We start from the raw sequence: 24,747 nt of genomic DNA on the forward strand, positions 1-24,747 counted from the left end.
TTTTGGGAGCCCAATGAAAAAAATCAATATCTTATTACCTTTATTTATTCTTGTATCATGTGCGAATGTTAAGCCTACTTATGTTGGTGAAGCACCCGGACAAAATCCAAAAGTGATTGTAAAGGAAGTCGTAAAGTATAAATCAAAAGATGTCGGGAGTGTAAAGGCCTATACCATTAATAATATGGATAAGCTTGAGCTTCACTATCATCAAAAGCACTTTGACTTTTGGGTAAAGTATTTTACTGAAAAAGAAAGGGACCTCTTTCTACGCTATGTTAATAATGGTGCCCGCTACCGTAATGTGATTGAAAAAATTATGCGTTCTCATGGGATTCCAGAGGATCTATTCTTCGTCGGCCTAATTGAATCAGGTTATAACACTTTTATTAAGTCTAAGGCCGCAGCAGTTGGCCCATGGCAGTTTATCAAGGCGACAGGTAAGAGATATAAGCTAAGAGTTGATAGTTATGTTGATGAAAGAACTCATATCATCAAATCAACAGAGGCCGCGGCCCAGTACTTCAAAGATCTTTATAATATCTTTGGTTCTTGGGAGCTTGCTCTTGTAGCGTATAACAAAGGTGAGTATGGAATTATCAGAGCAATCAGAAAAGGTAAGACTCGTGATTATATGAAGCTTGTCTCTCGTAAGCTTATTCCTACAGAAACAATTTACTATGTTCCAAAAGTTGCTGCTGTTCGTGAGATCTATAATAATGCAGCAAAATATGGGATGAAAATAACTGAATCAAAAGATAGTCCATTTGAAAAAGTTAAGCAGCTAAATGTTAGAGGATCTTTTGACTTATATAAATTAGCACGCGCTCAAGGTGTTGATGTTAAAACATTAAAAGTTCTAAACCCAGACTTAAAAAGAAAATGGGTGAAGGTAAAGAGAAGACATGCGCAAAGTATTTTCCTACCTTCTAAAGACTTTACGGACTATGATTCTTTAGCAGAGTACGAAACTCGCAAGTATATTAAAGTTGCAAGCTCTTCAAATGGTAAGAAGTCAAACGGTGTCTATAAAGTAAGACGTGGTGACAACCTATCAATTATTGCAAATCGTCTTGGTGTTAGAGTAACTGATCTAAAGAGAATTAATGGTATCAGAGGATCAAAGATTCTTGTGGGTCAAAGACTTAAGTATCATTCAAAAGGTGAGATTGTTACACATAAGGTTAGTCGAGGTGATAACCTTTCTGACATAGCTCGCAAATACGGTGTAAGTGTTTCGAAAATTAAATCTTTAAATAACCTTAGGTCTAGCCGTATCTTCATTGGGCAAAGATTAAAGATTTCGACAACGAGAGTACCATCAAGTGTAGCCTATAAGAGATACCGCGTTCGTCGTGGTGATAACTTAACTGCAATCGCTAGAAAATTTAAGACTTCAATCGGTACGATTAAAAAAGTAAATGATATCTCAGGATCTGCTTTATATGCGGGACAAGTGATAAAAGTTCCAAGTGAGGGATAGGCAAATAGTTGCCTTTCCCTTATACTAATCAAATGAAAATTGGATTTGATGCAAAGAGAGCATTTCATAACTTCAGAGGCCTTGGGAATTACTCAAGAGACCTCATTGCAAGTTTAAGTCGCTATCACACACAGAACTCATATTATCTTTTTACACCAGAATTTGATGACCCTAGGGCCATCCACTGGTTAGATCAATACGATAATTTAAATATTGTTAAGCCTAGTGATTTTTGGTCAAAGAAATTCCCAGCAGCATGGCGATCATTTAAGGTTGCAGATGAAGCAAAGAAATTAGAAATTGATATTTTCCATGGCCTATCACATGAGCTACCAAATGGAATTGAGAAGACTGGAATTAAGAGTGTCGTGACAATTCACGATCTTCTCTTTATGCGTTTTCCTGAAAATTTCAAGTGGCTTGATCGTCAGGTCTATCTTCGAAAAATTAAATATGCTACGGAAGTTGCAGATGTTGTTCTAGCAATTTGTGAGCAAACGAAGAGTGATTTAATAAATTATCTTGGTTGTGACCCAAATAAAATTAAAGTAGTTTATCAAACATGTAATCCACGTTTTTATTCTCCTATCCCTGTTGAGAAACAAGTTGCAACAGTTGAGCGCTATGGCGTTAATGACAAGTTCATTCTCTATGTTGGAGCAATCGAGCCAAATAAGAATGTTCTAACTCTCGTTAAGGCCTATGCTGATATTAAAAAATCAATTAATCATAAACTTGTTATTATTGGAAATGGTGGTAGCTATAAGAAAGAAATTGAAAGCTACATTCACTCAAAAGGCCTTGAAGATCGCATCATGATTTTGTCAAATGTGACTAACGATGACCTTCCGGCATTTTATCAGCGAAGCGACTTATTTGTTTTTCCTTCTTTCTTTGAAGGGTTTGGTATCCCAATCATTGAAGCTCTTTTTTCAAAGACTCCTGTCATCACTTCTAAGGGATCAGTATTCCCTGAAGCCGGTGGCCCAAATACTATTTATATCGATCCTAAAGATAAGCATGAGATGAGTGAGCAAATTGTTAATGTTCTTACGAATTCTGATCTTGCTTTTGAGATGGTAGAAGAGGGCCGTAACTTCGTTGAAAAATTTCATCGTCGTAAGACGGCCCAGAATTTAATTGATTTGTATTCTTCTATGTAAGGTTTTTCTAAATCTACTTTTCAGTAATTAATGAGAGGTTAGTTAAGCTGTATTTCTTTAGAACATCTAAAATACGCACTAGCCTCGAGTATTGAACTTCCTGATCAACTCTAAGATCAATCGGCTTATTCTTATCTTTAATGGCCGCAAGTTCTGTATCAAGCTGATCGACAGTGTACTTCTTACCAGCGATGGCAACTTCTTCTTTAGATAATTCAATTGTTAATACTTTAGAATCTGCAGATGCTTGTTCTCCTGATTCTGTTTTTGGTAGATTTAATAGAAGTGCAAGCTCAGACTTCTTAAATACAGTCGAAGTCATAAAGAAAATTAAAAGTAGAAAGACGACGTCAATTAATGGGGTGATGTCAGCATTTGCTTCTTGTCTTGTTCTTTTTGTGCGAGAACTCATAGAACTTTTTCCATAATTTCTTTTTCAAGCTTTGTCTCTAGTTTATCTACTGAACCCAGTAGGTAGTTGTGACCAACAAAGTGAGGGATTGCAACGATCATTCCACCAACAGTTGTAATAAGTGCCATTGAAATACCTTGAGCAAATGATGCTGGATTTGAAAGTCCCGTTTCAGACATTACATGGAAGGCCGTAAGTACACCAACAACTGTTCCAAGAAGTCCAAGAAGAGGTGAAATCGTAGCAATAATCTTAACTGTGTTTAGACCTTTTTCAACATTCATAATATGTCCGGCCAGATATTGCTTTGCAATCTCGATAGTTGATGAAGTATCCATGTGCTCACCATTATCTTTGATTTTCTTTTGAATATCATTTGATGTCTGTGCCGTCATTTTCATCTCTACTGAAAGAAAATAAGCTTTTGATAACATGATTGCCCATCCCACTACATTGATAAATAGTAGAATATACATAATTAGACCACCCTGTTGGATGTATTCATATAAGCGCATTGCGTCTCCTTTATTATAAAACATATTAATTTTATTATAAAAATGGGGCCATGAGAACACTAAAATATTTTGATCAGATATGCTCAATTCAAACAATTTATTACTTTTAGAGAATTTTACAGAAATCTAACATAGCTCAGATAATTAATTGTGCTGGCCTGATATTATATATCCATAGAGGAACACAGGAAAAAATTGGAGGTCCTATGAACTACGAACTAAGCTTTCATAACGTTGATCACTCAGCTGCTTTTGAGAATTATGTAGCTAAAAAGTTAAAGGGAATTTCAAACGACTTTAGGAATGTGGGTCATATTCAGTTCGTGGCCGATAAGAAAGGTCCAGAATATGTATTCTCGGCCAATGTGAACGGTCACAAGCATCAGTTCCACAAAAAGGCCAAAGGAGATAATGTATACCAAGCAGCTTCTGATGTCTTAGTTGCTTTTAAAAACTGGTATCGCGACCAAAAAATTGCAAGCTAGTTAAATAAGATACTAAAGTACTAGGTTAATTTAACTCTCAATTCAAACTAAACATGTGCCCAAAGTTTTTTACTCAGACGTATAAACTTTGGGCATTTTTTTCCGATAAATTTTAAGTAGTAGACTCTTTCATGGTGGAAAGGGATCTCAAAATTTAAAGGATAGTCTTCAGGGATGAGAGTAGGGACTAATGTCACATCACAGCTGGCGCAAAGGATGCTAAGTGAAGTGAACGATCACCAAACGAGTGAGGTTCGCAAACTAGCAGGTGCAAAGCGCATTTATCAGGCCGCAATTGATCCGGCCGGTGCAGCGATATCTCTTAAGATGACGGCCCAAAACCGTTCCAATCTCCAGGCCCAGCGAAATTCAAATGATAGCTTTTCAATGCTTGAAGTTGCAGATGCAACGATGGGGAGTATGCAAGATATCGCAATTCGCCTAAAAGAGCTTTCAATTCAAATGGCCACTGATACCTATAATGACAGTGACCGCATTAATACAAATCGTGAATTTAAACAGCTTGCTCGTGAAATCATTCGTATTCAAGAAAATGCAGAATACAATGGAACAAAGCTTTTAAATGGTGGCCGTGATTTAGAGATGCAAATTGGAATTCGTAACTCTGAAAAAAATGATCGTATTAAATATAATATCAGTGATGTCATGACTTCTAATCGCAAATTACTCAGTCAAAATGTTCTTACAAAAGAAGGGGCAAGGTCAGCGATGGGAGCGGCCGATGCTTTAATTGATAAGATCTCTCACTCTCGTGCCAAAGTAGGTTCAACAATGAAGAGGGTAGAGAGTACGACAGTTAATCTACAACACAATTATGAAAATTCAGAAGCGGCAAGATCAAAAATAGAAGATACAGATATTGCTAAGGCGACAGCGGCAAAGGCCCTGGATTCGATTAAGATGGAGTCTGCAACAGCATTCCTAGCGCAAGCAAACACTGCGCCAGGAGCAATTGCAAAGCTTATTGGTTAGTTAACACCTAGGGCTTTCTTTACTTTTCCAAGTGTAATGGTTTCACCAAGTTTAATTAATTCACCATTTTCATTGATAACAAAATAGGCCGGAACTCCAACCATTCCTTGCGACTCTAGCCACTTTCCAATGGCCTCATCTTTACGTGTCCAGTCACCAAGTAGAAGGTCGACTTGATTTTCAGCAACCATATCTTTGAATGAATCAGTATTGATGACAAGCTTTTCATTTACCTTACAAGTGATACACCAACGGGCAGTAAAGTCGATAAACGTAAGCTTCTTCTGATCAATGCGCTTATTCATTTCTTCTTGTGTCCACTTTGTCCAATTAAGGCCTTCTCTCTTCTTATCTTCAATAAGAGAGTTTCCATTTCCACCAGTATTTAGAGGTGTTGTAATCGCTGAGTAACCTAAGTAGAAAACAGGCACGATGATAAGTAACGTTGTGATTACTTTCTTCGTCATATGTTTTCTCATATAGAAAAGGAAGAAAGTAAAAACAAGGGCCGAATTAATGTACATCATAGCAACAGGAGAGCCTACAAGTGCTGAGTAGACATCAAGTAGCCAAACAACTGTAAGAATAAGAGTTAGCCCTAAAAGCTTCTTAACATGATCCATCCACATTCCTGGTCTTGGCAGAAAGCGAATAAGTGCCGGAAAGATACCTGTTAGGATAAATGGAGCACTTAAACCGAGTCCAATTGCTAAGAAGATCATTACGATATTTGTGCTAGACTCTGAAAAAGCAAAAGTCAGTGCTGTTCCAAGAAATGGAGCTGAGCACGGAGTTGAAAGAATTGTTGCTAGGACACCACTAATAAAGTCTCCGTAGAAAGTATTCCTAACTTCAACATTTCCAAGTTTTGTTCCCCCTGGAGTTTTAAATTCGAATAACCCAAAGAGATTAAGTGCCATTGTGAAAATGACAAAAACCATGATGGCAACAAACATCGGTGATTGAAGTTGGAAGCCCCAACCAATTTGTTCTCCAGATGACTTAAGCCCTACAACGGTAAGAGCAAGTGCCGCAAATGTTGCGAGAACACCTAGTGAGTAGAATAGGTTATGTTTTAATATTTTTGAACGGCTTTCATTTGAATGCTTTATAAGCCCAAATAGTTTTAAAGAAATAACAGGTAGTACACAAGGCATAATATTTAAGATCAAACCACCAATAAATGCCATTAGTAAAAAGTAAGGTAGGGAAGAAGAGCCTTCCTCGTTACTGACAATCTTTACGTCTTGAACAGCTTTGTCATTATTAACTTTAGTCAGACGCGAATAGAATGTTTTGAAAGATTCTTCGTTTGTGCCAAATGAATTAATATCGAAATCAACTCGGTATGTCTCACCAATAACAGGGTCATTAAAAACAAATTTAAAGGCCAGAGGTTCAACAAAACGTCCATCGGCCGGTAAAGGGTACTCAGGTTCTAGGTATTCACCATCCCAATCTAGTTGATAGAGGCCATAGTGATTTCCTTTTGTGTCTTTATAAAGAGCTTCTCTTTTAAAACTAATAGGATTTGTCGTATAAGGTGTTAAGACATTTTGTCCGGCACTAAGCTTTTGATTGTCTCCTGTAATATTGTAGACGAGAGCTAGTCCTCCTTCATACTTTGTTAGTTGAAGGTTTAGGTATGTCGGAGTTTCTCTTAGTGTTGGAAGATTATTAAATCTTTTTTCCATTTCTGAATTTGCTACCTGAATCTGATTATCTTTCGACTTAAAGATCCCGCCGTCAAAGTCACCCTTAATAATCTTTTCCTGTGGGATACAAATATCGTGGCAAATTAAATACTTTAAATGGACTTCAAAATTCTTTGCGTTATCAAATGAATTTCCTAAATAATAAAAGTAAGTATAGTCTCCTTTATGACCAAAGGTTTGAATATCACCTTTCTCAATAAATTTATGAGGTGTTGGCCATTCAACTAAATCAAGCACGATCTTATCGCCACCTTGTTTAAACTCAACTTCAGTTGCTAGTCCTGAATCACCTGGGTTTTGCCAGTACGTATGCCAACCATCTTTATTTCTTAAGTTGATTGTTAAGTACTTATTACTGTCCTTTTCAATTGTTGTTACCTGGGCCTTGAGTAGGTCTGAGTAATCTGTTTTATCGGCGTAGGCAAAGAGGGTGATGGCAAGGGCCAGTAGGATTCTGTACATTATTTTTTCCTTAAAATTTCTTAATTAATTTCATACCTTAGCGGTATTATACGCTAAAGCATGACGCTAAATCTAGGAATTGACAAAGATTTGACGATAAAAGCTGTTTCCTTAACATTGTGAAAAAATCTTAACATTCACATTGGTAAATCCTTGAAAATACGTAGTTGCAAATTTTGCTAAATATTTTAGTCCATTATCCGAAAAGATGAGCGAAGAGGTACTAATAACGAGGAAAAAAAAGTGAAAACCGTTAATTCTTTATTCTTTGGACTTGCATTGATGTCGCTAACATCGTGTAGCTATGTGGAGCATTTTGAAAAACGCGCCCAGGCCATTAACGAGTTAGAGGACAAGATTCTAGTTTTATCAAAAGAGAATCAAGAGATGAATAATAAGCTTATGCAAGCTAATTACAAAATCAAAACTCTTGAAAGCAAGAATTACTATCTCGAAACACAACTGAAAGATAAGGCTCCTAAGAAGGAGAGTTATACAAAGAGAACAATTGCAAGCGTTGCTCGAGTGGACAGTAATGATCTCGTTAAATATGACGTGTACAAGTGGGACGCTAAGGAAATGGTCTCAATTGCACAAAAAGAATTTGATTCAAAGAATTATGAAAAGAGTGCGCAATTCTTCAATGCATATACAAAGAACTTCCCAAATTCAAAAGAGCTTGATGCTGACTTCCTATTTCAGGCCGGTGTTGCAAGCTATGAGTCTGGAAAGCACTATGATTGGAGTGAGAAGTACTTCACGTATTTAACGAAGAAGTATCCTACTTCAAAATACTACCTAGGTGCAAAGCTATGGCTAGGTATGAGTTATTTAAAGCAAAATCGTAAAGACGAATTCTTCGCAGTAGTAGAAGAATTCAGAAAGAAATATAGAAACACTCCTGAATGGAATATCCTAAGTGGGCACTATGAGAAAATCGTACAGAAATATAAAAAGAACTAGTTTTCTAATCTTAGCATTTATTTCAAGTCTCGCTCTTGGTGCCGAAGCGGCAAAAACACCAAGGGCCGTCGTTGCGAGAGTGCAGGGAAATGTTTTTGTTACTAGTAATCAACAAACTAAGAAATTGGATGCAGGTAGCTTCATCTATGACTTTGATGATATTTTTACTGAGGTAGGTGCTGAACTTGTTTTTAGAGACTACTTTGATCACGAATATCATGTTTCAGGTTCAAGTTATATTTCAATGCTTAATAAAATTGTTGAGCTTAAATCTGGATATGTTTGGGTTAAGTCAATTGAAGAAACAGATGATAAATTTCAGCTTCAAACAGTAAATGCAACAATCTCTTATGATAGTGGAGAGTATATTGCTTCTTATGATCCAGAAAATGGAAAGACACAAATTCTAAGTATTACAGGAACTCATACAATTAATAATAATGTTTACGAATTTATGAAAGAGCAAGTTGGCCCAGGCCGTTTCTCTTTTGTTAAAGAAGATTATGAAAATGGAGCGCCAAGAGTTCCAACACCTATTTCTTCAAGTGCATATGAAGCGGTGACGTCTTTATTTCCTGCGGTTAAGCCGATGAATGAACGCACTCTAGTTGCAAGGGCACCAATACATAAGGATAACAAGATCTCACAAGAGCTTTATAATAAGACTCCTAAAAGATCGACAGCTTCAGTTACTCTTAGAGAAGATATGAGAGTTTCAAATAAACCTGGTGAAATTGTTGTTAGACAATCTCATACAGTAAAAACTCGTCGTGATATTGCTTCTGTTGGAGTTGAAGGTGGGGCGAGAGCAACTCGTCTTGAACAATTCTATGAAGAAAAACTTAAGGAGATGGCAAAAGAAGCTCCTAAGAAGAAAGTCGTAAAGAAATTTAAGCCAGACTATAAAACAAAATCTGATGTCGAAGTTAATGTTTATGGCCCTAACTCTAGGGTTCCTGCTTCACAAGAGAAGGCCCCTGCTCAAATGCAAAAAGAGCGTGAGTATGAGAGGGAAGCTCCTCAAGAAGGAGTACGTCCTGAACGTAAGTTTAGACCAGAGAAACCTCAATCATTACGTAATCCAGCATCGGTTCCATCTCCTGTTGATGAAGAGGTTAAGAATGATGTATTCGAGACTTCACTAAGAAGAGAGTATTTAAGTCAACAAAAGCACAGTGATGCTGTAAACAGCCTAATAAATGATCTTGAGAGTTATAGTCAGGATTATAAAGAAGCCTACTAAGAAAAAAATCCCGGTATGATAAAAAAATGATCTCAGTTAAAATATAAGCAATTATTTTGCTTATATTTTAACTATTTAGATGGGATCAGTCGTATGTCTATTTCACAAATTCCTCAGGCCCTCACTTATGATGATGTCTTAATTAAACCAGGCTATTCAGAAGTTTTGCCAGGAGATGTTTCACTAAAAACAAAATTTTCACGTAATATTGCTTTAAATATTCCAATCGTCTCAGCTGCTATGGATACAGTAACAGAATCCAAGACGGCAATCGTTATGGCCCAACAAGGTGGTATCGGTGTTATTCATAAGAATATGACACCAGAAGATCAAGCCTGGGAAGTTGAGAAGGTGAAGAAGTTTGAATCAGGTGTCGTTCTCAATCCAATTACAGTAAATCCTGAAATGCAATTGGAAGAAGTTATTAGACTTACCAGTAAGAATAAGATCACTGGTGTTTTAGTTGTTGATTCAGAGAACTACCTTGTTGGTATTCTTACAAGTCGTGATATTCGTTTTGAACAAAACTTAAATCAGAAAGTGAAAGATATCATGACACCTAAAGAGAAGCTGGTTTTTGCTCTTGAGGGAATTGAATTAGATGAGGCCCAAAAAATTCTTCATAAGAACAGAATTGAAAAGCTTCCAATTGTTTGTAAGAACGGAAAGCTTAAGGGTCTAATTACAATTAAAGATATTCTAAAACGTATTAATTTTCCAAATTCAAATAAAGATGCTCTTGGGCGACTAAGAGTTGCAGCGGCCATTGGAGTTGGCGACAAGGAAGTTGGGCGTGCGAAGCACCTTATTGCAGCAGGCGTTGACTGTATTATTATTGATACAGCTCATGGCCACTCAAAAGGTGTAATTGGAATGGTGAAAACTGTTCGTGGTCTAATCCCTAAAGATCAAAGTGTTGATATTATCGCAGGAAATATTGCTACACCTGAAGCTTGCTTAGCACTTATTGATGCTGGAGTTGATGGCGTAAAAGTAGGAATTGGGCCTGGTTCAATTTGTACAACTCGTGTTGTTGCAGGGATTGGTGTTCCTCAACTTTCTGCCGTTATGGATTGTGCTGATGTTTGTTTAAAAGCGGGGATTCCATTCATTGCAGACGGTGGGATCAAATACTCAGGTGATATCGTAAAAGCTCTTGCCGCTGGTGCAAGTTGTGTCATGTTAGGTTCTATGTTTGCTGGTTGTGATGAAACGCCTGGTGAGATGGTTCTTTATCAAGGTCGTACTTATAAGGTTTACCGTGGTATGGGCTCTCTTGGAGCAATGAAGCTTGGTTCAAAAGATCGTTATGGCCAAGGTGATGTTGATGATCAAAAACTTGTTCCAGAAGGAATTGAAGGGCAGGTGCCATATAGAGGAAGTCTCGCTTCAAATATCTATCAATTAAATGGTGGGATTAGAAGTGGTATGGGCTACGTTGGAGCTTCAACAATTGTTGAAATGCAAGAGAAGGCACAGTTTGTGAAAATCACGGCAGCGTCTCTTAAAGAAAGTCATCCACATGACATTATGATTACGAAAGAAGCGCCAAATTATCAAATTGAAAAATAGGAAATAAAAATATGAGTGCAAGACAAATTTGGATCGTGGACTTTGGTTCACAGTACACACAACTAATTACAAGAAAATCACGTGAGCTAGGTTACTCAAGTGAGATCATCACTGTGAAAAAGGCCCGTGAACTTTTCAGTGAAGGCAAGAAGCCAAATGCTCTTGTTCTTTCAGGTGGCCCTCAATCTGTTTTTGAAGATGAAACAAATTATGACTTTGTCTTTGAAGATGAAAATCTCCCAATCCTAGGTGTCTGCTACGGTATGCAGCTTATGGGTAAATACTTTGGTGGTGTCGTTGAGAAGGGAACAATCGGTGAGTATGGCCATGCGAAGATTCATTTAATTAATGGATTTAAAATGGATGGTGTTCCAGAAGAAGTTAATGTTTGGATGTCTCACTCTGATCATATTTCAAAACTACCTGAAAATTTCAACCTTGTGATGGAATCAGCAAATGGACTTGTTTCGGCGATTGAGCATACGACGCGCCCAATGATGGGACTACAATTTCACCCAGAAGTTGAACATAGCGAACACGGGAAGGATATCCTAAATCACTTCTTTAAAGATATCGCCAAGCTTGAAAAAGATTGGGATGCAACAGAGATGCTTGAAGAAGCTAAAGAGCTCGTACGTGGAATTGAAAAATCAAAAGTTCTATGCGCTTTCTCTGGTGGTGTTGACTCTCTTGTCGCAGCACAACTTTCACATGAAGTAATCGGAGATAATCTTTACTGCTTCTTCGTTGATCATGGACTTCTTCGTCCACAAGATTACCAGCATATTGAAACGCTAAAAGAAAAAACTCAACTTAATATTGAAGTGATCGATGTCAAGGCCGAGTTTATGGCAAACTTGGAAGGTAAGTCTGATCCTGAAGATAAGCGTAAGGCTATTGGTAAAACTTTTATTGATATCTTTGAGATGAAAGTAAAAGAATACCAAGAAAACCACGGAATTAATTTTGAATACCTTCTTCAAGGTACTTTATACCCAGACGTTATTGAATCAATTTCTCCACATGAAGAAGATGGAAAGTCAGTAACAATTAAATCTCACCACAATGTTGGTGGGCTACCTGAGAGAATGAATCTCAAACTTCTTGAACCACTTCGCTATCTTTTTAAAGATGAAGTTAGAAAGATGGGTGAGGAGTTAGGACTTGAGCATGGTTGGGTTCATCGCCATCCATTTCCTGGGCCAGGAATTGGTATTCGCGTTCTAGGTGAACTTACTGAAACTCGCATCGCTCAGGTTCAGCAAAGTGATCAAATCCTTTTTGAAGAGCTACATAAGAATAATCTTTACGAATCAACTTGGCAGGCACTAACTGTTTTACTTCCAGTAAAAACAGTTGGGGTAAAAGGTGATGGCCGTGCATATGAAGAAGTTATTTGTCTTCGTATGGTTAACTCAAGTGATGGGATGACTGCGACGTGGACTGATATGCCACACGCTTTCTTATCTCGTGTTTCAAATCGCATCACTAATGAGGTTAAGGGCATCACTCGTGTGGTTTATGACATCACGTCGAAACCTCCTGGTACCATTGAATGGGAGTAGATGCGTCATTGTTTGCCTGATGGCAAACTATTGGACGCATCTACAGCGCCCCTGTCTTGAATTTCAATACTTATTCAACAAGCCGACGTTTATGTCGGCTTTGTTGCCTCAGGCGCAATGGGAAAGCCTTCGCAATAAAGCCCCCTCAAACCTGCTATAATGTTAAAATTACTAGATCCTTGATAATCTTTATAGAAACTATCATATGAATCACTTTGTAATTTAAATATCTTATTCACCGTTTATTCATTTATTATGAATATACTGATATCTTTCAATAGACAGTCACTGATTCCGATAAGCTGTTCATGTTTAAGACGAAATACACTCCTAAATATACTTATCTATATGTAACACTAATTGTCTTACATATTTTATTATTTGATCAATTTACAAAGTTTATCGTAGCTAAAGATGCATCTTCTTTTAGAACAGTTATTAATTATAACTTTTTTGGAGGCCTAGACTTTTCAATTCCTCGGCCATTTAGAGTCACTATATTTTCTTGTCTAGTGGTTATCTTGTTTTTAATATGCTCTTTTATAACCAGTAGAATACAACGACATAAAGTTACGTTTCTATTCTATATCTGGGGTCTCTTTGGTTCAATCTTAAGTAACGTGTTTGATTTAGTTATCTTTGGATATGTCAGAGACTTTATTAATCTAGTTGGAGATTTCTATTTTAATATTGCAGATATCTATATAACTATTTGCACGTTCGGTTTACTATTCTACATTAACATATATAAGGATGAAATTTGGTATGTTTTAAATAAGCGAAAGAATCACTTATTGAAGTTTAAAGAAACAAGAAAAATTTTATCTAAAATGCTAGTTATCAATGTCTCTATTTCTTTATTGTTTATCATTTATGCGATTTCATTTTTTAATTATTTCAATCTTAATGAGTTCATCACTACATTTGTTTTAGGAATAGTAATCGTTTTATTAATTTTTAATATTGTAACAACTTATATTTGTCTACTGACTATAAATACCTTTGTCGGACCAGTTTATAGTATCAATAGGCTTTTGAAAAAATATGAAGACTTTAATGAAAAAGAGTTCAAATTGAGGGATAATGATGAATTTAAAGAGATTGAAAATTATGCAAGAAGGATTGAATCTTTATTGTCAAAAGCTAAAAAGAGATAGAAAGCCCTTATTAATTTCTCTTACTATTATTGGTTTGTTCTTGAGCTATAACAATTGTACCGGGAGCAATAGCACTAATGCGACAGATCCTGGAACTGAGACTGGTAATACATTTAAAAGTATTGAGAACAAATGTCGCTTTATAGATGGAAATTTTCGACTTTTTTGTAACTTAAAGAAAGGCATTGTTAACAGAGGTGACCAAGTCTCTATTTCTGGATATGAGTGTTCAAATTTTTTACCAGAAGGAGATGATCGATTTTATTGTGACTTTCCCGAAGAATCTTTATTGATGAACAAGCTTCATGAAGTTGTTGTGACTAAAAATAATGGCATAAAAATTATAGCCGATAGTATGTTCTCCGCTAGTGTTCCATGCCCAAATGAATATCTTAAGTATCAAGTAACTAATAGTAATTTTGAAGTGAATTTTACTAGTTTAGAGAGTTTTCATCTTCCTTATGCATGCGGTAATCTTCCTGTTAATTATAGTATTATTAGTGGTGAAGGTAGAATTGAGATGATTAATAATCAACTTTTTTATAAACCTTCAGATCTTGATATGGGTCGTGAGGTTGTAATTCATTATGTTGATTTTGAAAATAATGAAAAAGAGATTCTAGTTACTTATTCTGATTCAAGTCACGGTTGGGAGAACAACGGTAACACAGGAACAGGCGATGGTGGCTGGGACTGGGGTGACGGTAGTGGAGGCAGTGGAGATGATAGCGATATTGAACAAACTGATCCAGGTGATGGCTACGGTGATGGTAACGAAGAGGGGGATGCCGATGGTGGCCAAACTCAAAATTTCTACACTGTCGGAAGCATTATCCTACACGGAAATTCACGTGTTTCTTCAGGCTCCAATGTAAGATGGTCCACAACATCTCTAGGAACCGATCAAGCTATGCTTTATACTGATTCTCGTTTTAATATTCGCGTTCGTCCAAGAACAGCTCCTTCTCAAGGAACTTATGACGACAACGGCGTTAAATGTCATTACAATCCACAACAGTATAAGAAGCTAAAAATTAAGCTTTGTATTCGAGCGGAAGGACAATCTTGTAACTTAACAAGAACTGTAACTTTTGGTGATATTGCAAACGGAGAAGTTTCAAAAGTTAAGGAATTTTCTGGCTCAACACTACCGTCAACATATGGGCCAATGATCGTTGATATTCTTGATGTTCAATGGGATTGGTCATGCCAATACTACCTTAATCAAGGCTATAGCCAAAGTGATGCCGTGACAAATGGCTACTGTCCTATGGGTGCAGTTTGGCCTAACGACTGTGTTGCCTTTGACATTCAGTTTTCAACTGACTCGACAAAGGACTTCCCTGCTTCGGCCCCAAGAATGTAATTTCTTAAATAATTCGAGTGCGAGGTTTCTTTTCATAGCAGAAGAAACCTCCACTTAGTGCCTTGTATGATTCGCTAACTTATTTAAATCTCGAAAAGGTGGCGCGTACCTTACTTAGTACAAACCAGCTTATAAACAGTTGCACCATCAACGCTAACTAGCTCAAAGCGGCTGTTTTGGTCAAATGTTGCTGTTGAGACGATCCCTTGAGTGTAGTCGGGACCAAATGTGATTTTAGCGACAAATTGTTCTTCGTCGTACTTTGTGAAAACGAAGTATGCTTCGTCGATATCTGCGTGAATCTTTGCATCTGTATAATCAAATGCTCTTTCTAATTTCACTTCTTTAAGTTGAGATTGTCCTCTGTCATCTAAGTATCTCTTAGAACCGATACAATCCATAGATAAGGCCGAAGATGCTAAAAGTAATGTTAACGTAATTTTTGCGATCTTTTTCATTTGAACTCCTTACCCTGATTTGTGAGATAAGGAATTCTAGTGAAAAAGAAACATCAAAGCAAAAGATGAAGCTTAATAGTTAGAAAGTGTTAGATTTTTATCACTTTCTTTCTTTGTTTTTTGCACGTTGTTACCAACCAAATAATACGGTCTCATCTTCGTCACCACTTGCACTATTATTATTAGGTTGATACCAGGCCTGAAATTTGTCAGGGGACTCAAATACTGAGCCAGAGGCAATATTAGTGCTTAGATAGGCTCGGTAAGGCACGTCATCCTCGTCAGTTGTTCTTGTTAGGGTAATGGTCGAGCTCGATCCATCACTTCCATCTGTCACCGTGATAACAGCTGGAGAGAGGGAAGTGAAGGCCACAAAGTCAGCATTGGTATTAATTCCAAATGAGTTCTTCATTAATGCTGTTGGTACAAATGGTGCTGCACAGTATCCGTTTGAGTCAGCTGTTGAATTTCCAATCATTGGAATGGATACGTCTGAAATAATACGTGTTGCTTGTGTGTCATAGAGGTTTCGATTTCCACTTACTGTGTGTGCATAAGTTGTACCGGCCGTAAGTGTTGCAGTTTGAGTTATGGACTCTGAGTTGTAAATTGTCACACTATTGCTACTTGCCGCTGTTGTGATATTTCCAGTTGTTGAAGGAAAGCCAATAATATCAGTGGCCGTTGGGAGAAGAGGTTTTGGGTCCACGTGATCAGTACCAGTTCCTGCCATCATGTAGGCCAATATATATCCCGTTGAGTTGAGTTCATAAGAAGCATAAGTTGAAACAGTTAGTGTTGTTGAAGTTCCTGCTACTAAGCTCGCAGAAGTAACGACAGCACCATTTCTTGTGATTTCAATCTCAGAATCAGTGTAGGCATAAATTGAAATATTGCTGACACTTTGTCTTGTATGATTAAAGAGAAAGCTTTTTCCCACCCAACTTGTTGGGTTCCAAACGATATTCGCATTCTTACTTGCGGAAGTGCTATTGCTGTCACTTCTTCTTCCTGCAACAAAGAATTTCCCAGTTGCCTCAATAGTATCAAATTGAGCGCAAGTGAAACTATGAGTGTCTGTCTTGTTAAAAGTTCCAGCGATAGGTGTTCCGTTGTGTTCAAAAGAGTTTCCATCTTCAAGGGAAACGAGACGACAAGAAGTCGCGCCTCCTACATTGACGGCCATATAATTGGATTGAAATATTGGAATATCCGGAAGCGTTTCTGAAATTAGAATATTCGATGATTCAGAATTGTAGGCACCATTAGTTGCATAGACTCGGTAGCTATACTCTGTGTCTGGTGTAAGTCCCGTGTGCGTAAAGTCTGTTAGGGTATGAGTGGCCGTGATTGTTTGCCAATTTCCGACTCCTTCTTTGTAATCGATTTGATACGCGCTAATTGCTGGCCCATTAGGATCTGGAGTTGTCCAAGCAATTTTAATTGAATCAGTGGTTCTCTCTACTAGAGAAAGGTTATTAATCTTATTTGGTGGTGCTAAGACGTACCATGAAGAAGATGAGGTGATTGTTTCATTTCCTGCAGAGTCAATTGTTTTTAAGATGAGATAGTATTGTTCTCCTTCAGTTAGTGTGACACCAGTGTATTGATATGAAGCAGACATAAAGGGTGTATAACTTGCTCCAGGCAAAATATCTGCATCTGCTGGAGATGTTGAAATTGCCACTTCATAACCTGCAATTGAGCTTCCTGTTCCGTCAGCACTTGCTAGTGAAAATGAATCTGAGGCGCTTGTTGTTGCATCTGTATTTAGGCTTATCGTAGGTGGCGTTGGAGCGATATCATCGTGAATGATGTCGTCACTAAGGCAGTCTGACTCATAAAGCGTTACAGTTCTAAACTTAATATAGACATTGTTGACGCTATTTAATGAAGAAAGAGTCCAAGGAAGAGATGTTGCATAGGCTTGCCAGCTTCCTCCCGTCGAGCAACTCGCATCTGTTGTAATATACATTTCGTTCGCATTTGATGCTGTAATACTTAAAGTTGCACTTGTTTGATTTGTAGCACTTTCTCCGCTATTGATGGAAAAGCTTATGGTATGTGGAATATCATTTGTTACTTTGATTCCACTTGTATCACCAGGAGTTATGGCCAAGCTTGCATCATGGCCAGCGCCGTCTTTAATAGTTCCACTATTAAGTTCAATTGCAGATGAGAGAAGCACTCCATCTGTTGGGTCATTATCAGCACTTGTGATTGTATATTCAAAGTTAAGTGTGTTTGTTCCAGAACCACTTTTGTAATCAAGAAAGACATTACCACTATCTAGTTGTAGTTCAATTCTTGGACTTCCTGTTACCACAACACTTTCATCAAAGGTTACAGCAAAGTTTAAGATATCATCAATGATATAGCTGCCATCAGCTGGAAGTGTCATAGAAGAAAAGCTTGGTGCTTGGGTGTCCACAAAAACAGAAGGGAAGCTCTTATTTGTAAAAGTATCTGTTAATGCATTTGCTTGATCGTCTTCAATCGTCGCACTTGAAACATCCAAAGGAGAGATCGTAGAAATGCCATCACTATCATTATCTGTTGCGGCCACGATATATTCAAAAGTAAATTCATCAGTTCCACTTCCTGAGACATAGTCTGCAAAAACAGTTGTGGCACCAATTTCTAATTCGAGTCGGGGAGTGCCACTAATGACTGTTGCGGTCTTGTTAAAGTTAACCGAGATAGAAATCGTCTCTCCAAGTGTGTAGTAACCAGGTGTTAAGATCGTAATATTATCAATATAGAGTTCTCCCGGAGGAGTCTGCTCATTGCCAATACTTACTTTCTTTAGGGTTTCCTCATCAGCTCCTGCGGAACATGATGTTAATGTTATTAAGAGGAAAGCGACGGAAGTTATTAATATTACAAACTGTTTTATTTTGAACATGTTTGCATTATCGGATAAAGATAATAAATATTTATAAATAAAATAACTGACAAAAGTCAGTTTCTTTAGAAACTCGTGCTAAACCATTGTAAATAATAAATATTCACTTGCTTAAAATGAGAAAATAAATTTCTTTGAAAGATAGTTGATACTCATACTTGGTTTTTACTTTCGACAAGTTTAGTTGTCAGAAGTTCAGTTACTGAATGAGCTTCAAAAGATCCTTGCTAAATGCATTGGACATTAAGGCCGAGAATAAGAAGATGAAGAATGTTGCCATGACTTGTTTGATAAATTTCTTTTCCATGGTGAAATCTTACTAGATTTTAATAATTGAAAATACTTTTTTGATAATTGCCTAGGTAGTGTTCAGTTTTTTTAAAACTACTGTGCAAAAAGGTTAAGCTGGTCAAGGCGTGACTCGTGCTTAGAAAAGATTGTTTCGACTGAGTTTTCAAGAACTTCTCGTTTCTCAAATCCATTATCGTAAGTTTGAATAACAAAGAAAGACATACGTGGAAACTTTGCCTTTAGCTCTTTCATGGCATCAGTGATTAGATCAATATTACCAGCGTCATCATCGCTCATACCAAAACGATGATAATCAGAGTAACCATACTTTTGGATGGCCAGCTCAACAGACTCGATAATTGCCTTGTACTTAAGCTCTGGTACATTATAGTCTTCATCACGGCCACCAAGGCGTACACGTGTCTCAGGGTTTGAAACGGCGTAAACAGTGTGGAAGTTTGGCATATTAGGCAGGTGACCTTCGTTATAAATAACTTCAATTCCTTGCTTAATAGTGTCTTCTCTGTGACCACGAGCTGTAATGATAGAAACAGGTCTTTGATTATAAGTTGCATGGAAGAAGTGATTCCAGCTCGGAGCTTTCCAAGTCGAATCACTTCTTTCAAGTGCATCCTGGATATCTGTGATAAGTGATTGCTTTCTTCCGGTTAGTCGTTGAGTAAGCGAAAGATCTGAATCGCGGAAATTTCTGAAAGTTCCCGTCTCATCATCGAAATCCATGTGATAATTTGCGTATGGCCCTTCTTTTCCAATGATCTTGTTATGAGCAGCAAATTCGTGAGAAGAAAGAAGCTTCTCTTCGCCTGTCTCATTGTGAAAGATGATAATTGGAGTCGAAAGGAAAACGACATTGTCGTCAAAGTCGAAGAAATAGAAAGATTTTCCACCAAGGTGGAAGTTGCGATCATTTTCGCGAGGAAGCTCAAAGTTAAACTCAAGCTGCTCCTTATTCTTTGGTGTTTTTTTCTTACGAGTAAAAACCATGTTGTCTCTCTATAAACTTTTATGCCGTATATTCGCAGAAGTCATGGTCGCGTTCAAGAAAAGAGCTTAGTATCTGCAATATTTACAGATACTAAGTTATTGAAAATTAATAGCATTTACTATCGTTTAGTAGGGTGATCGTCGCCGATGTCATAATTTTAAGGTCATTGCTATCAAATACCAGTGAGCTATTTGATAGGGCCGAGAGACTTTGCTCAATTCCCGTACATATCATCCAATCTTCAGAGGCAAAGCTAATTGCACTTAAAAGATCATTCGTATAGTTTGAAATGATATAACTATTTTCTTTAGTCGGTTCATAATTAGTCATTCTAATTTTAAAGAAGAAGTCGCGTAGAAGGATAAGTGCTAGGCGATTTAATAAAGCATAGTTCGGATTGTTCTCAATTTGAGCAAAAGATAATTGGTCCACCATTGGGATGATATCTCTAAGAAGCTTATAATCTGCTCTTAGGTTCTTTAATCTATTTATATCACTCGTTTGTTCATACAACTCTTTTGATAGTCTCAGGTTTAGAGTAATAAGTGGTGCAAGATCGATAGTGTTATATCTGTCGAGGGAAAGGTTTCCTTGCTTAAAATACGTTAGCTCTTCTTGAATTGAGCGTGAATTAAATGAGCGCAGCTGAGTGTTTTCCACGATGTCGAAAGACTGCTTGGCCCATTTCATTTTAAAGTCCCCAATATTTAAGATATCTTGTTTAACTAATACCTTTGTCGAGTAGACATAATTATCATCATTAATTCCTTGGGCCCTTAGTAGTTCGTGCAAAACCATAATATTGGCTAGGCGAGAGTTCTTAAAAATACTATTCCAATGAAGTTCTGGAATAGCTTCACCAACATATAAAGTTATTTTCCCAGGCTCGCCAATAGCACTGACTGGATTTCCAAGGTTATCAATTAAGATTTCTTTAGAAGTACTAATCGTCTTGATATTTAAATGGGCCTTAAGAAATAGCGGTGAGACAAGTACATCACTTATCGATTTAAAACCTTCTTTATAATATTCAAGGATACCATTTCCTGTATTGATGAATCTAAGCCTTACAGTATCGCCACCATTACCAACACCTGAACCACCTTCTCGAAGAACAGGACGTTCTCCTGCATGAGTGAAAAGTGTCAAAAAAGATAGTGCTAAAATTAAAAGTACTTTCATTGGTCAACCTTATTTGAAATAGCAAAGAAGTTAATTGCTAAGTGATATAATTGATTTCCTTCAAAGTCCTTCTCGATAAATTTTTGAGAAAATTCCTCTCTGAATTTTCTTAATTCTTCCTTCGCTCTTGGAAGATTTTCGGCGCGAATTCCAAATGTAAAGCCAGAGAACTCTCTGTCTTGTACATCTTGTTTTGCAACGGCCTCTTTTGCAAGATCTGCAATATTCTTATGATATTCTTGCTTGGCAAGATTTGGGATGTCATTTGCTGTAAAGACTGTCCCGTGGGCCTTGCGGTAGCTCCCATCGATAAGAGTGAGCATTTCAAGCTTCGTTAATAATTCGACGCTTTTTCTAATCTCAGTAAGAGGGTAGTTATGAATTAATAACTTTTGAATCTTTATTGGCGTAAGGTCCGTATCAACCAAGCAAAATAATTCAAGGATAAAGAAGTTAAGAGGGTTTCTAATCAGCTCGTAACTGTCAACTTCATAAACTTCTAGCGTTTCATTATTTCTTTGAATTGATTTTAAATAGAATAGTTTCTCTTCTTCTGACTTAGCTGCTTGAAGTTTTACTAACTTTTCAAAGTAGTCAGCTTCATGCGGGCCAAGCTTTAAGTCTCTTGCAAGAGTCACAATATACTTACTTGGAAGGTTACGCTTTCCATTTAGAACCTGGTGGAGCTGAGAATGGGAAGTTATTCCAAGCTTTTGGGCCCAAGATCTAATGGAAAAGTTTGGGTTAAGCTCTTTCTTTTTTAACCAAGTATCTCTTAGATAAAGAGAAGCATTCACGTAGTTGTAAATATCTACGGAATGCTTTTCTGATAAATATGGGGAAGTTGTTTGGATATCCAATCTATTTTACTTTTAAATCAAGTCCGTAATCTAAATTCCAAGTACAAGTGTAATTATTTGTCCCTTTTGTTTTTTGGGTCATATTCTCAGGGATTGAAATATTCACTTTACCTTTTTGGTAAGTCAGAGTTCCGATATTAAGGTTTTGTAAATAGTCTTTTTTGTTACGATATAAGTCGTATCCTCCAAAGCCATCTTCTTCACCGATGAAACTCATTGCAAAACCTGCACATTTCTTTCTGTCCTGTGACTTTAATAGAACAGTGATTCTGCCTGTACTTGATTTTGTAATCTGAACGTCTAACTTAATATTTAGTGTCTTACTTTTTCCATAGTAGTCTTCGTAATCAAAACAAAGAAACTTGCCACAATCAATCTCAAAATAACCAGTGTAAGTTAAAGAGATCTTTTTCTTTCCACTATATTCGCCTTCAATTGATTTCTTTCCAAGTGCCTGAGTGCTTAATGAGAGTGTTAGTAGGGTAATTACTGTTATTAATCTTTTCATTTTTTATCCTTATAGTATTATTTCTTTAGGTTTACGTTTAATCCGTGCTTAAGATCCCATACGCAGTTGTGACCGTTGCGACCTTTTGTTAGCATTGATAACTCTTCTGAAATTGCAATATCTAATTCTTTTTGCGCATAAGTTGCAGTACCAAAGACCTCATTTTTTAAGTATGATTCTTTGTTTTTGAATAGATCATATCCTCCAAAACCATCGGGCTCACCGATTAGCTTGATTGAGAAACCCGCACACTTCTTCTTGTCTTGTGAAGAAATCATAAGAGTAATTCTTTCCGAACTTGTCTCAACAACTTTTGCTTCAAGTCTAACTTTGAAAATATTTTCGCGAACATAGCTATTGTTGAAGCATACAGATTGCTTGTAACTTTGAATCAGGATGAATGTTCCGATGATTCCAATTGGTCCAAGTGACCACGCTGCTCCAGCAGCACCTAGTGAAAGTGCATTGTAGCCAAGTCTTCCATCGAATGAGCATTTGTTAAGGAGTTTAACGCCATCGTAGTTTAAGGAAATGCTTTCTTTACCCTTGTACATTCCCGTGATGCCATTATCTTTACTACCAAAAAGTGCGTAAGTATTTGTACTTAAGATGACTGTACTAAATACTGCGATTAATACTTTTTTCATTTCTCTCTCCCTAGTTCTAACTTATTAGTTACAACCATTATTTCTCATAATTCTATATGCGCTTAAAACATTCTTTCTCTTAGTCACGACATCATTTGTGACTAGAACAAAAGTTAAGCTCTTTTTTGCACATTCATAACTTCTCGAAAATGTACTTTCTTCGATCAATTCAATGGCCAGACTTGCAACACGATTTAAAACTGCAATCTCTGTTTCATCATTCTTTGATCTTTCACCTTCAGTGATACCTCTGGAAAGAATATCTTGAACGTACTCTCTATGGTTTCCGTAGCACCAAAGACAAAGTCTTCTAGAAAGTCTGTCGTGAAATTTGTTAAGATCACCAATTGCATCTCTTAAGTGTCTTCTTAGAAAAAGAACCTTATGCTCTGGCGATTCATAAATTTCAGTACCTTCAATTGCACTTGCAAGAGTTGTGTAAAAGTAGAAGAAATTCTTTTTTGGAGTGCTCTCAAGAACAAAGTGTGAAGCAGATAAGAGGATTTCTAATTCCTCTTCATAAGTCACGCTTTCAAAACCTGATACAATTGCGTTCTCTAAAATAAAACTCGTATCTTTACACCACTTGCTAACTTCGGCGTTAGTTGTCAGTGCTAAAAATGTACAAATAAAAACTAGTAACTTTCTCATCAAATCCTCCCAGATCGTTTCCAATGGGGGTGTTGTATCGATTTAAAAGTCAAAGTTGAACGCATTTGTACACAAACTGTATCAAAAATGTAAACAGCTGGTTTGGATGTCAGTAAGATTTATGTAGTCTAGGGCTACCAGTTGGTTCCTTTCATATTGTGAATGACTTCAAAAACAGTCGTTCTTTCAATAATTCCAATAACTTTCTCGTTATCAACGACAGGAAAGGCATGGAAAGGATAGTGGAGAAAGAGTTCAACGATGAAGGTGAGGTTGGACTTTGAAGGAATGGTTACAACATTCTCGCTCATATAGTGTTCAACGAGTGAAGAACGGTGGTTGTAGTATTTCGCATCGAGACTGTATTTGAGGCAGTCTTTTTGTGAGAGGAATCCTACTATATTGTTAAGTTCATCGACGACAGGAAGTCCTGTAATATTATGCTTGATGAAATATTCTCCTGCTTCCTGCATATCCATTGTATTTTGTAAGGGTGCAAGGTCCTTGATGACACGATTAATGATATTGTAGCTGGAAGTGAAATGTTCATCTTTTTCTCTTTGTCTTGGCGCTTTATCTCTTTCGATAGGTGGAGTGTAGTTAACCATTATGCATCCCTTTTTTGTTTAAACCTATCTCAAATTGTATTGTTAAAACTTGAAAAGATTTTGATTAAATGTAGAGAAATCATCATAATAGCTCGTAATGGAATTTATTCATGAATATGGCATCGTAGGGCTCTTTTTTATAAGCTTTGCTGCCGCAACCATTCTTCCTTTTAGTTCAGAAGCATTTCTCTTTGGAGCTGTTAAGGCGGGGCTATCGAAGGCCGATATCTTTTGGTCTGCTAGTCTTGGAAATTTTCTGGGAGGGGTTAGTTGTTTCTATCTCGGTCACTTGGGAAAGCTAAGCTGGTGTGAAAAATATCTAAAGATTAGTAAAGATCAAATCAATCGCTGGCAGGATTTAATTCAAAGCTATGGTCCAGGACTGGCCATTTTGACATGGCTTCCCATTGTTGGGGATCCGTTAGCTGTCGCGCTGGGTTATTTTCGCTGTCACCCCAAATATGTTTTTGTGACAATGTATATTGGCAAAGCCCTGCGTTATGTCTTTGTAATTTGGTTGGCAAATAAGCTCTAAGA

The 24,747-nt window shown here is 37.1% G+C and carries 23 protein-coding genes and 1 pseudogene; 12 read left to right on the forward strand and 12 right to left on the reverse strand.

Annotation, left to right across the window (positions count from 1 at the left end):
* Positions 1–13 precede the first annotated feature (13 nt).
* Positions 14–1,483: a LysM peptidoglycan-binding domain-containing protein gene (locus tag ABMA78_RS11100; RefSeq protein ID WP_392860067.1), complete on the forward strand. Its 1,470-nt coding sequence runs from the start codon at positions 14–16 to the stop codon at positions 1,481–1,483.
* A gap of 32 nt (positions 1,484–1,515) precedes the next feature.
* Positions 1,516–2,646 (forward strand): glycosyltransferase family 4 protein, encoded by a 1,131-nt coding sequence (locus tag ABMA78_RS11105; RefSeq protein WP_392860068.1) that lies wholly within the window; start codon positions 1,516–1,518, stop codon positions 2,644–2,646.
* A 13-nt stretch (positions 2,647–2,659) separates the two neighbouring features.
* On the opposite strand, the gene ABMA78_RS11110 is transcribed toward ABMA78_RS11105, so the two are convergent.
* Both ABMA78_RS11110 and ABMA78_RS11115 read right to left on the reverse strand, forming a co-directional pair.
* Positions 2,660–3,058, reverse strand: a complete 399-nt coding sequence (locus tag ABMA78_RS11110) for an ExbD/TolR family protein (protein ID WP_392860070.1) — start codon at positions 3,056–3,058, stop codon at positions 2,660–2,662.
* Complete coding sequence (locus tag ABMA78_RS11115) at positions 3,055–3,573, reverse strand: MotA/TolQ/ExbB proton channel family protein (protein ID WP_392860071.1); 519 nt, start codon at positions 3,571–3,573, stop codon at positions 3,055–3,057. Before ABMA78_RS11115 ends, ABMA78_RS11110 begins: the two co-directional genes overlap by 4 nt.
* 206 nt (positions 3,574–3,779) lie before the next feature.
* Between ABMA78_RS11115 and ABMA78_RS11120 the strand changes: the two genes are divergently transcribed.
* Both ABMA78_RS11120 and ABMA78_RS11125 read left to right on the forward strand, forming a co-directional pair.
* Positions 3,780–4,058 (forward strand): HPF/RaiA family ribosome-associated protein, encoded by a 279-nt coding sequence (locus ABMA78_RS11120; RefSeq protein WP_392860072.1) that lies wholly within the window; start codon positions 3,780–3,782, stop codon positions 4,056–4,058.
* Positions 4,059–4,232: 174 nt separating this feature from the next.
* Positions 4,233–5,051, forward strand: a complete 819-nt coding sequence (locus ABMA78_RS11125; protein WP_392860073.1) for a flagellin — start codon at positions 4,233–4,235, stop codon at positions 5,049–5,051.
* On the opposite strand, the gene ABMA78_RS11130 is transcribed toward ABMA78_RS11125, so the two are convergent.
* Positions 5,048–7,228, reverse strand: a complete 2,181-nt coding sequence (locus ABMA78_RS11130; protein WP_392860075.1) for a cytochrome c biogenesis protein CcdA — start codon at positions 7,226–7,228, stop codon at positions 5,048–5,050. The genes ABMA78_RS11125 and ABMA78_RS11130 overlap by 4 nt on opposite strands.
* A 243-nt stretch (positions 7,229–7,471) precedes the next feature.
* Between ABMA78_RS11130 and ABMA78_RS11135 the strand changes: the two genes are divergently transcribed.
* The 7 genes and pseudogenes from ABMA78_RS11135 (at position 7,472) to ABMA78_RS11165 (ending at position 15,094) form a co-directional block, all read left to right on the forward strand.
* The gene (locus tag ABMA78_RS11135) at positions 7,472–8,191 is read left to right on the forward strand and encodes a tol-pal system YbgF family protein (protein WP_103219163.1); all 720 of its coding nucleotides are present in this window, start codon (positions 7,472–7,474) and stop codon (positions 8,189–8,191) included.
* Positions 8,157–9,434 carry a hypothetical protein gene (locus ABMA78_RS11140; RefSeq protein WP_392860077.1) on the forward strand — a complete coding sequence of 426 codons (1,278 nt, stop codon included), beginning with the start codon at positions 8,157–8,159 and terminating at the stop codon, positions 9,432–9,434. Before ABMA78_RS11135 ends, ABMA78_RS11140 begins: the two co-directional genes overlap by 35 nt.
* A gap of 93 nt (positions 9,435–9,527) precedes the next feature.
* Entirely contained in the window at positions 9,528–11,006 is a 1,479-nt protein-coding gene (gene guaB / locus ABMA78_RS11145; protein WP_392860079.1) for an IMP dehydrogenase, read from the forward strand.
* An 11-nt stretch (positions 11,007–11,017) separates the two neighbouring features.
* Entirely contained in the window at positions 11,018–12,571 is a 1,554-nt protein-coding gene (guaA, locus tag ABMA78_RS11150; RefSeq protein ID WP_392860081.1) for a glutamine-hydrolyzing GMP synthase, read from the forward strand.
* A 308-nt stretch (positions 12,572–12,879) separates the two neighbouring features.
* A pseudogene (locus tag ABMA78_RS11155) lies at positions 12,880–13,296 on the forward strand (signal peptidase II); the annotation flags it as partial.
* 69 nt (positions 13,297–13,365) lie between these two features.
* Positions 13,366–13,728 (forward strand): hypothetical protein, encoded by a 363-nt coding sequence (locus ABMA78_RS11160; RefSeq protein WP_392860232.1) that lies wholly within the window; start codon positions 13,366–13,368, stop codon positions 13,726–13,728.
* Between the two features lie 40 nt (positions 13,729–13,768).
* Positions 13,769–15,094 carry a hypothetical protein gene (locus tag ABMA78_RS11165; protein WP_392860083.1) on the forward strand — a complete coding sequence of 442 codons (1,326 nt, stop codon included), beginning with the start codon at positions 13,769–13,771 and terminating at the stop codon, positions 15,092–15,094.
* Between the two features lie 110 nt (positions 15,095–15,204).
* Here the strand turns inward: ABMA78_RS11165 and ABMA78_RS11170 are convergent, their stop codons facing one another.
* The 9 genes from ABMA78_RS11170 to ABMA78_RS11210 all read right to left on the reverse strand — a co-directional run bounded on the left by ABMA78_RS11170 (position 15,205) and on the right by ABMA78_RS11210 (position 24,210).
* Positions 15,205–15,552, reverse strand: coding sequence for a hypothetical protein (locus ABMA78_RS11170; protein WP_392860085.1), 348 nt, complete (start codon positions 15,550–15,552; stop codon positions 15,205–15,207).
* A gap of 130 nt (positions 15,553–15,682) precedes the next feature.
* Positions 15,683–18,457, reverse strand: a complete 2,775-nt coding sequence (locus ABMA78_RS11175) for a fibronectin type III domain-containing protein (RefSeq protein ID WP_392860086.1) — start codon at positions 18,455–18,457, stop codon at positions 15,683–15,685.
* A gap of 384 nt (positions 18,458–18,841) precedes the next feature.
* Positions 18,842–19,753 (reverse strand): hypothetical protein, encoded by a 912-nt coding sequence (locus ABMA78_RS11180; protein ID WP_392860087.1) that lies wholly within the window; start codon positions 19,751–19,753, stop codon positions 18,842–18,844.
* 106 nt (positions 19,754–19,859) lie between these two features.
* Positions 19,860–20,936 (reverse strand): hypothetical protein, encoded by a 1,077-nt coding sequence (locus tag ABMA78_RS11185; protein ID WP_392860088.1) that lies wholly within the window; start codon positions 20,934–20,936, stop codon positions 19,860–19,862.
* The gene (locus tag ABMA78_RS11190) at positions 20,933–21,796 is read right to left on the reverse strand and encodes a TIGR02147 family protein (protein WP_392860089.1); all 864 of its coding nucleotides are present in this window, start codon (positions 21,794–21,796) and stop codon (positions 20,933–20,935) included. The genes ABMA78_RS11185 and ABMA78_RS11190 overlap by 4 nt, the downstream gene beginning before the upstream one ends.
* 1 nt (position 21,797) lies before the next feature.
* On the reverse strand, positions 21,798–22,304 hold the full coding sequence (locus tag ABMA78_RS11195) for a hypothetical protein (RefSeq protein ID WP_392860091.1): 507 nt from the start codon (positions 22,302–22,304) through the stop codon (positions 21,798–21,800).
* A gap of 17 nt (positions 22,305–22,321) precedes the next feature.
* Entirely contained in the window at positions 22,322–22,951 is a 630-nt protein-coding gene (locus ABMA78_RS11200) for a hypothetical protein (protein WP_392860093.1), read from the reverse strand.
* A 24-nt stretch (positions 22,952–22,975) separates the two neighbouring features.
* Positions 22,976–23,602, reverse strand: a complete 627-nt coding sequence (locus ABMA78_RS11205; RefSeq protein WP_392860094.1) for a hypothetical protein — start codon at positions 23,600–23,602, stop codon at positions 22,976–22,978.
* 134 nt (positions 23,603–23,736) lie between these two features.
* On the reverse strand, positions 23,737–24,210 hold the full coding sequence (locus ABMA78_RS11210) for a CBS domain-containing protein (protein WP_392860095.1): 474 nt from the start codon (positions 24,208–24,210) through the stop codon (positions 23,737–23,739).
* 97 nt (positions 24,211–24,307) lie between these two features.
* Here ABMA78_RS11210 and ABMA78_RS11215 point away from each other — a divergent pair, with 97 nt between their 5' ends.
* Positions 24,308–24,745, forward strand: coding sequence for a YqaA family protein (locus tag ABMA78_RS11215; protein ID WP_392860097.1), 438 nt, complete (start codon positions 24,308–24,310; stop codon positions 24,743–24,745).
* The last annotated feature ends 2 nt before the right edge of the window (positions 24,746–24,747 follow it).

The organism is Halobacteriovorax sp. RZ-2 (assembly GCF_043196685.1).
In the GTDB taxonomy this organism is placed as follows: domain Bacteria; phylum Bdellovibrionota; class Bacteriovoracia; order Bacteriovoracales; family Bacteriovoracaceae; genus Halobacteriovorax_A.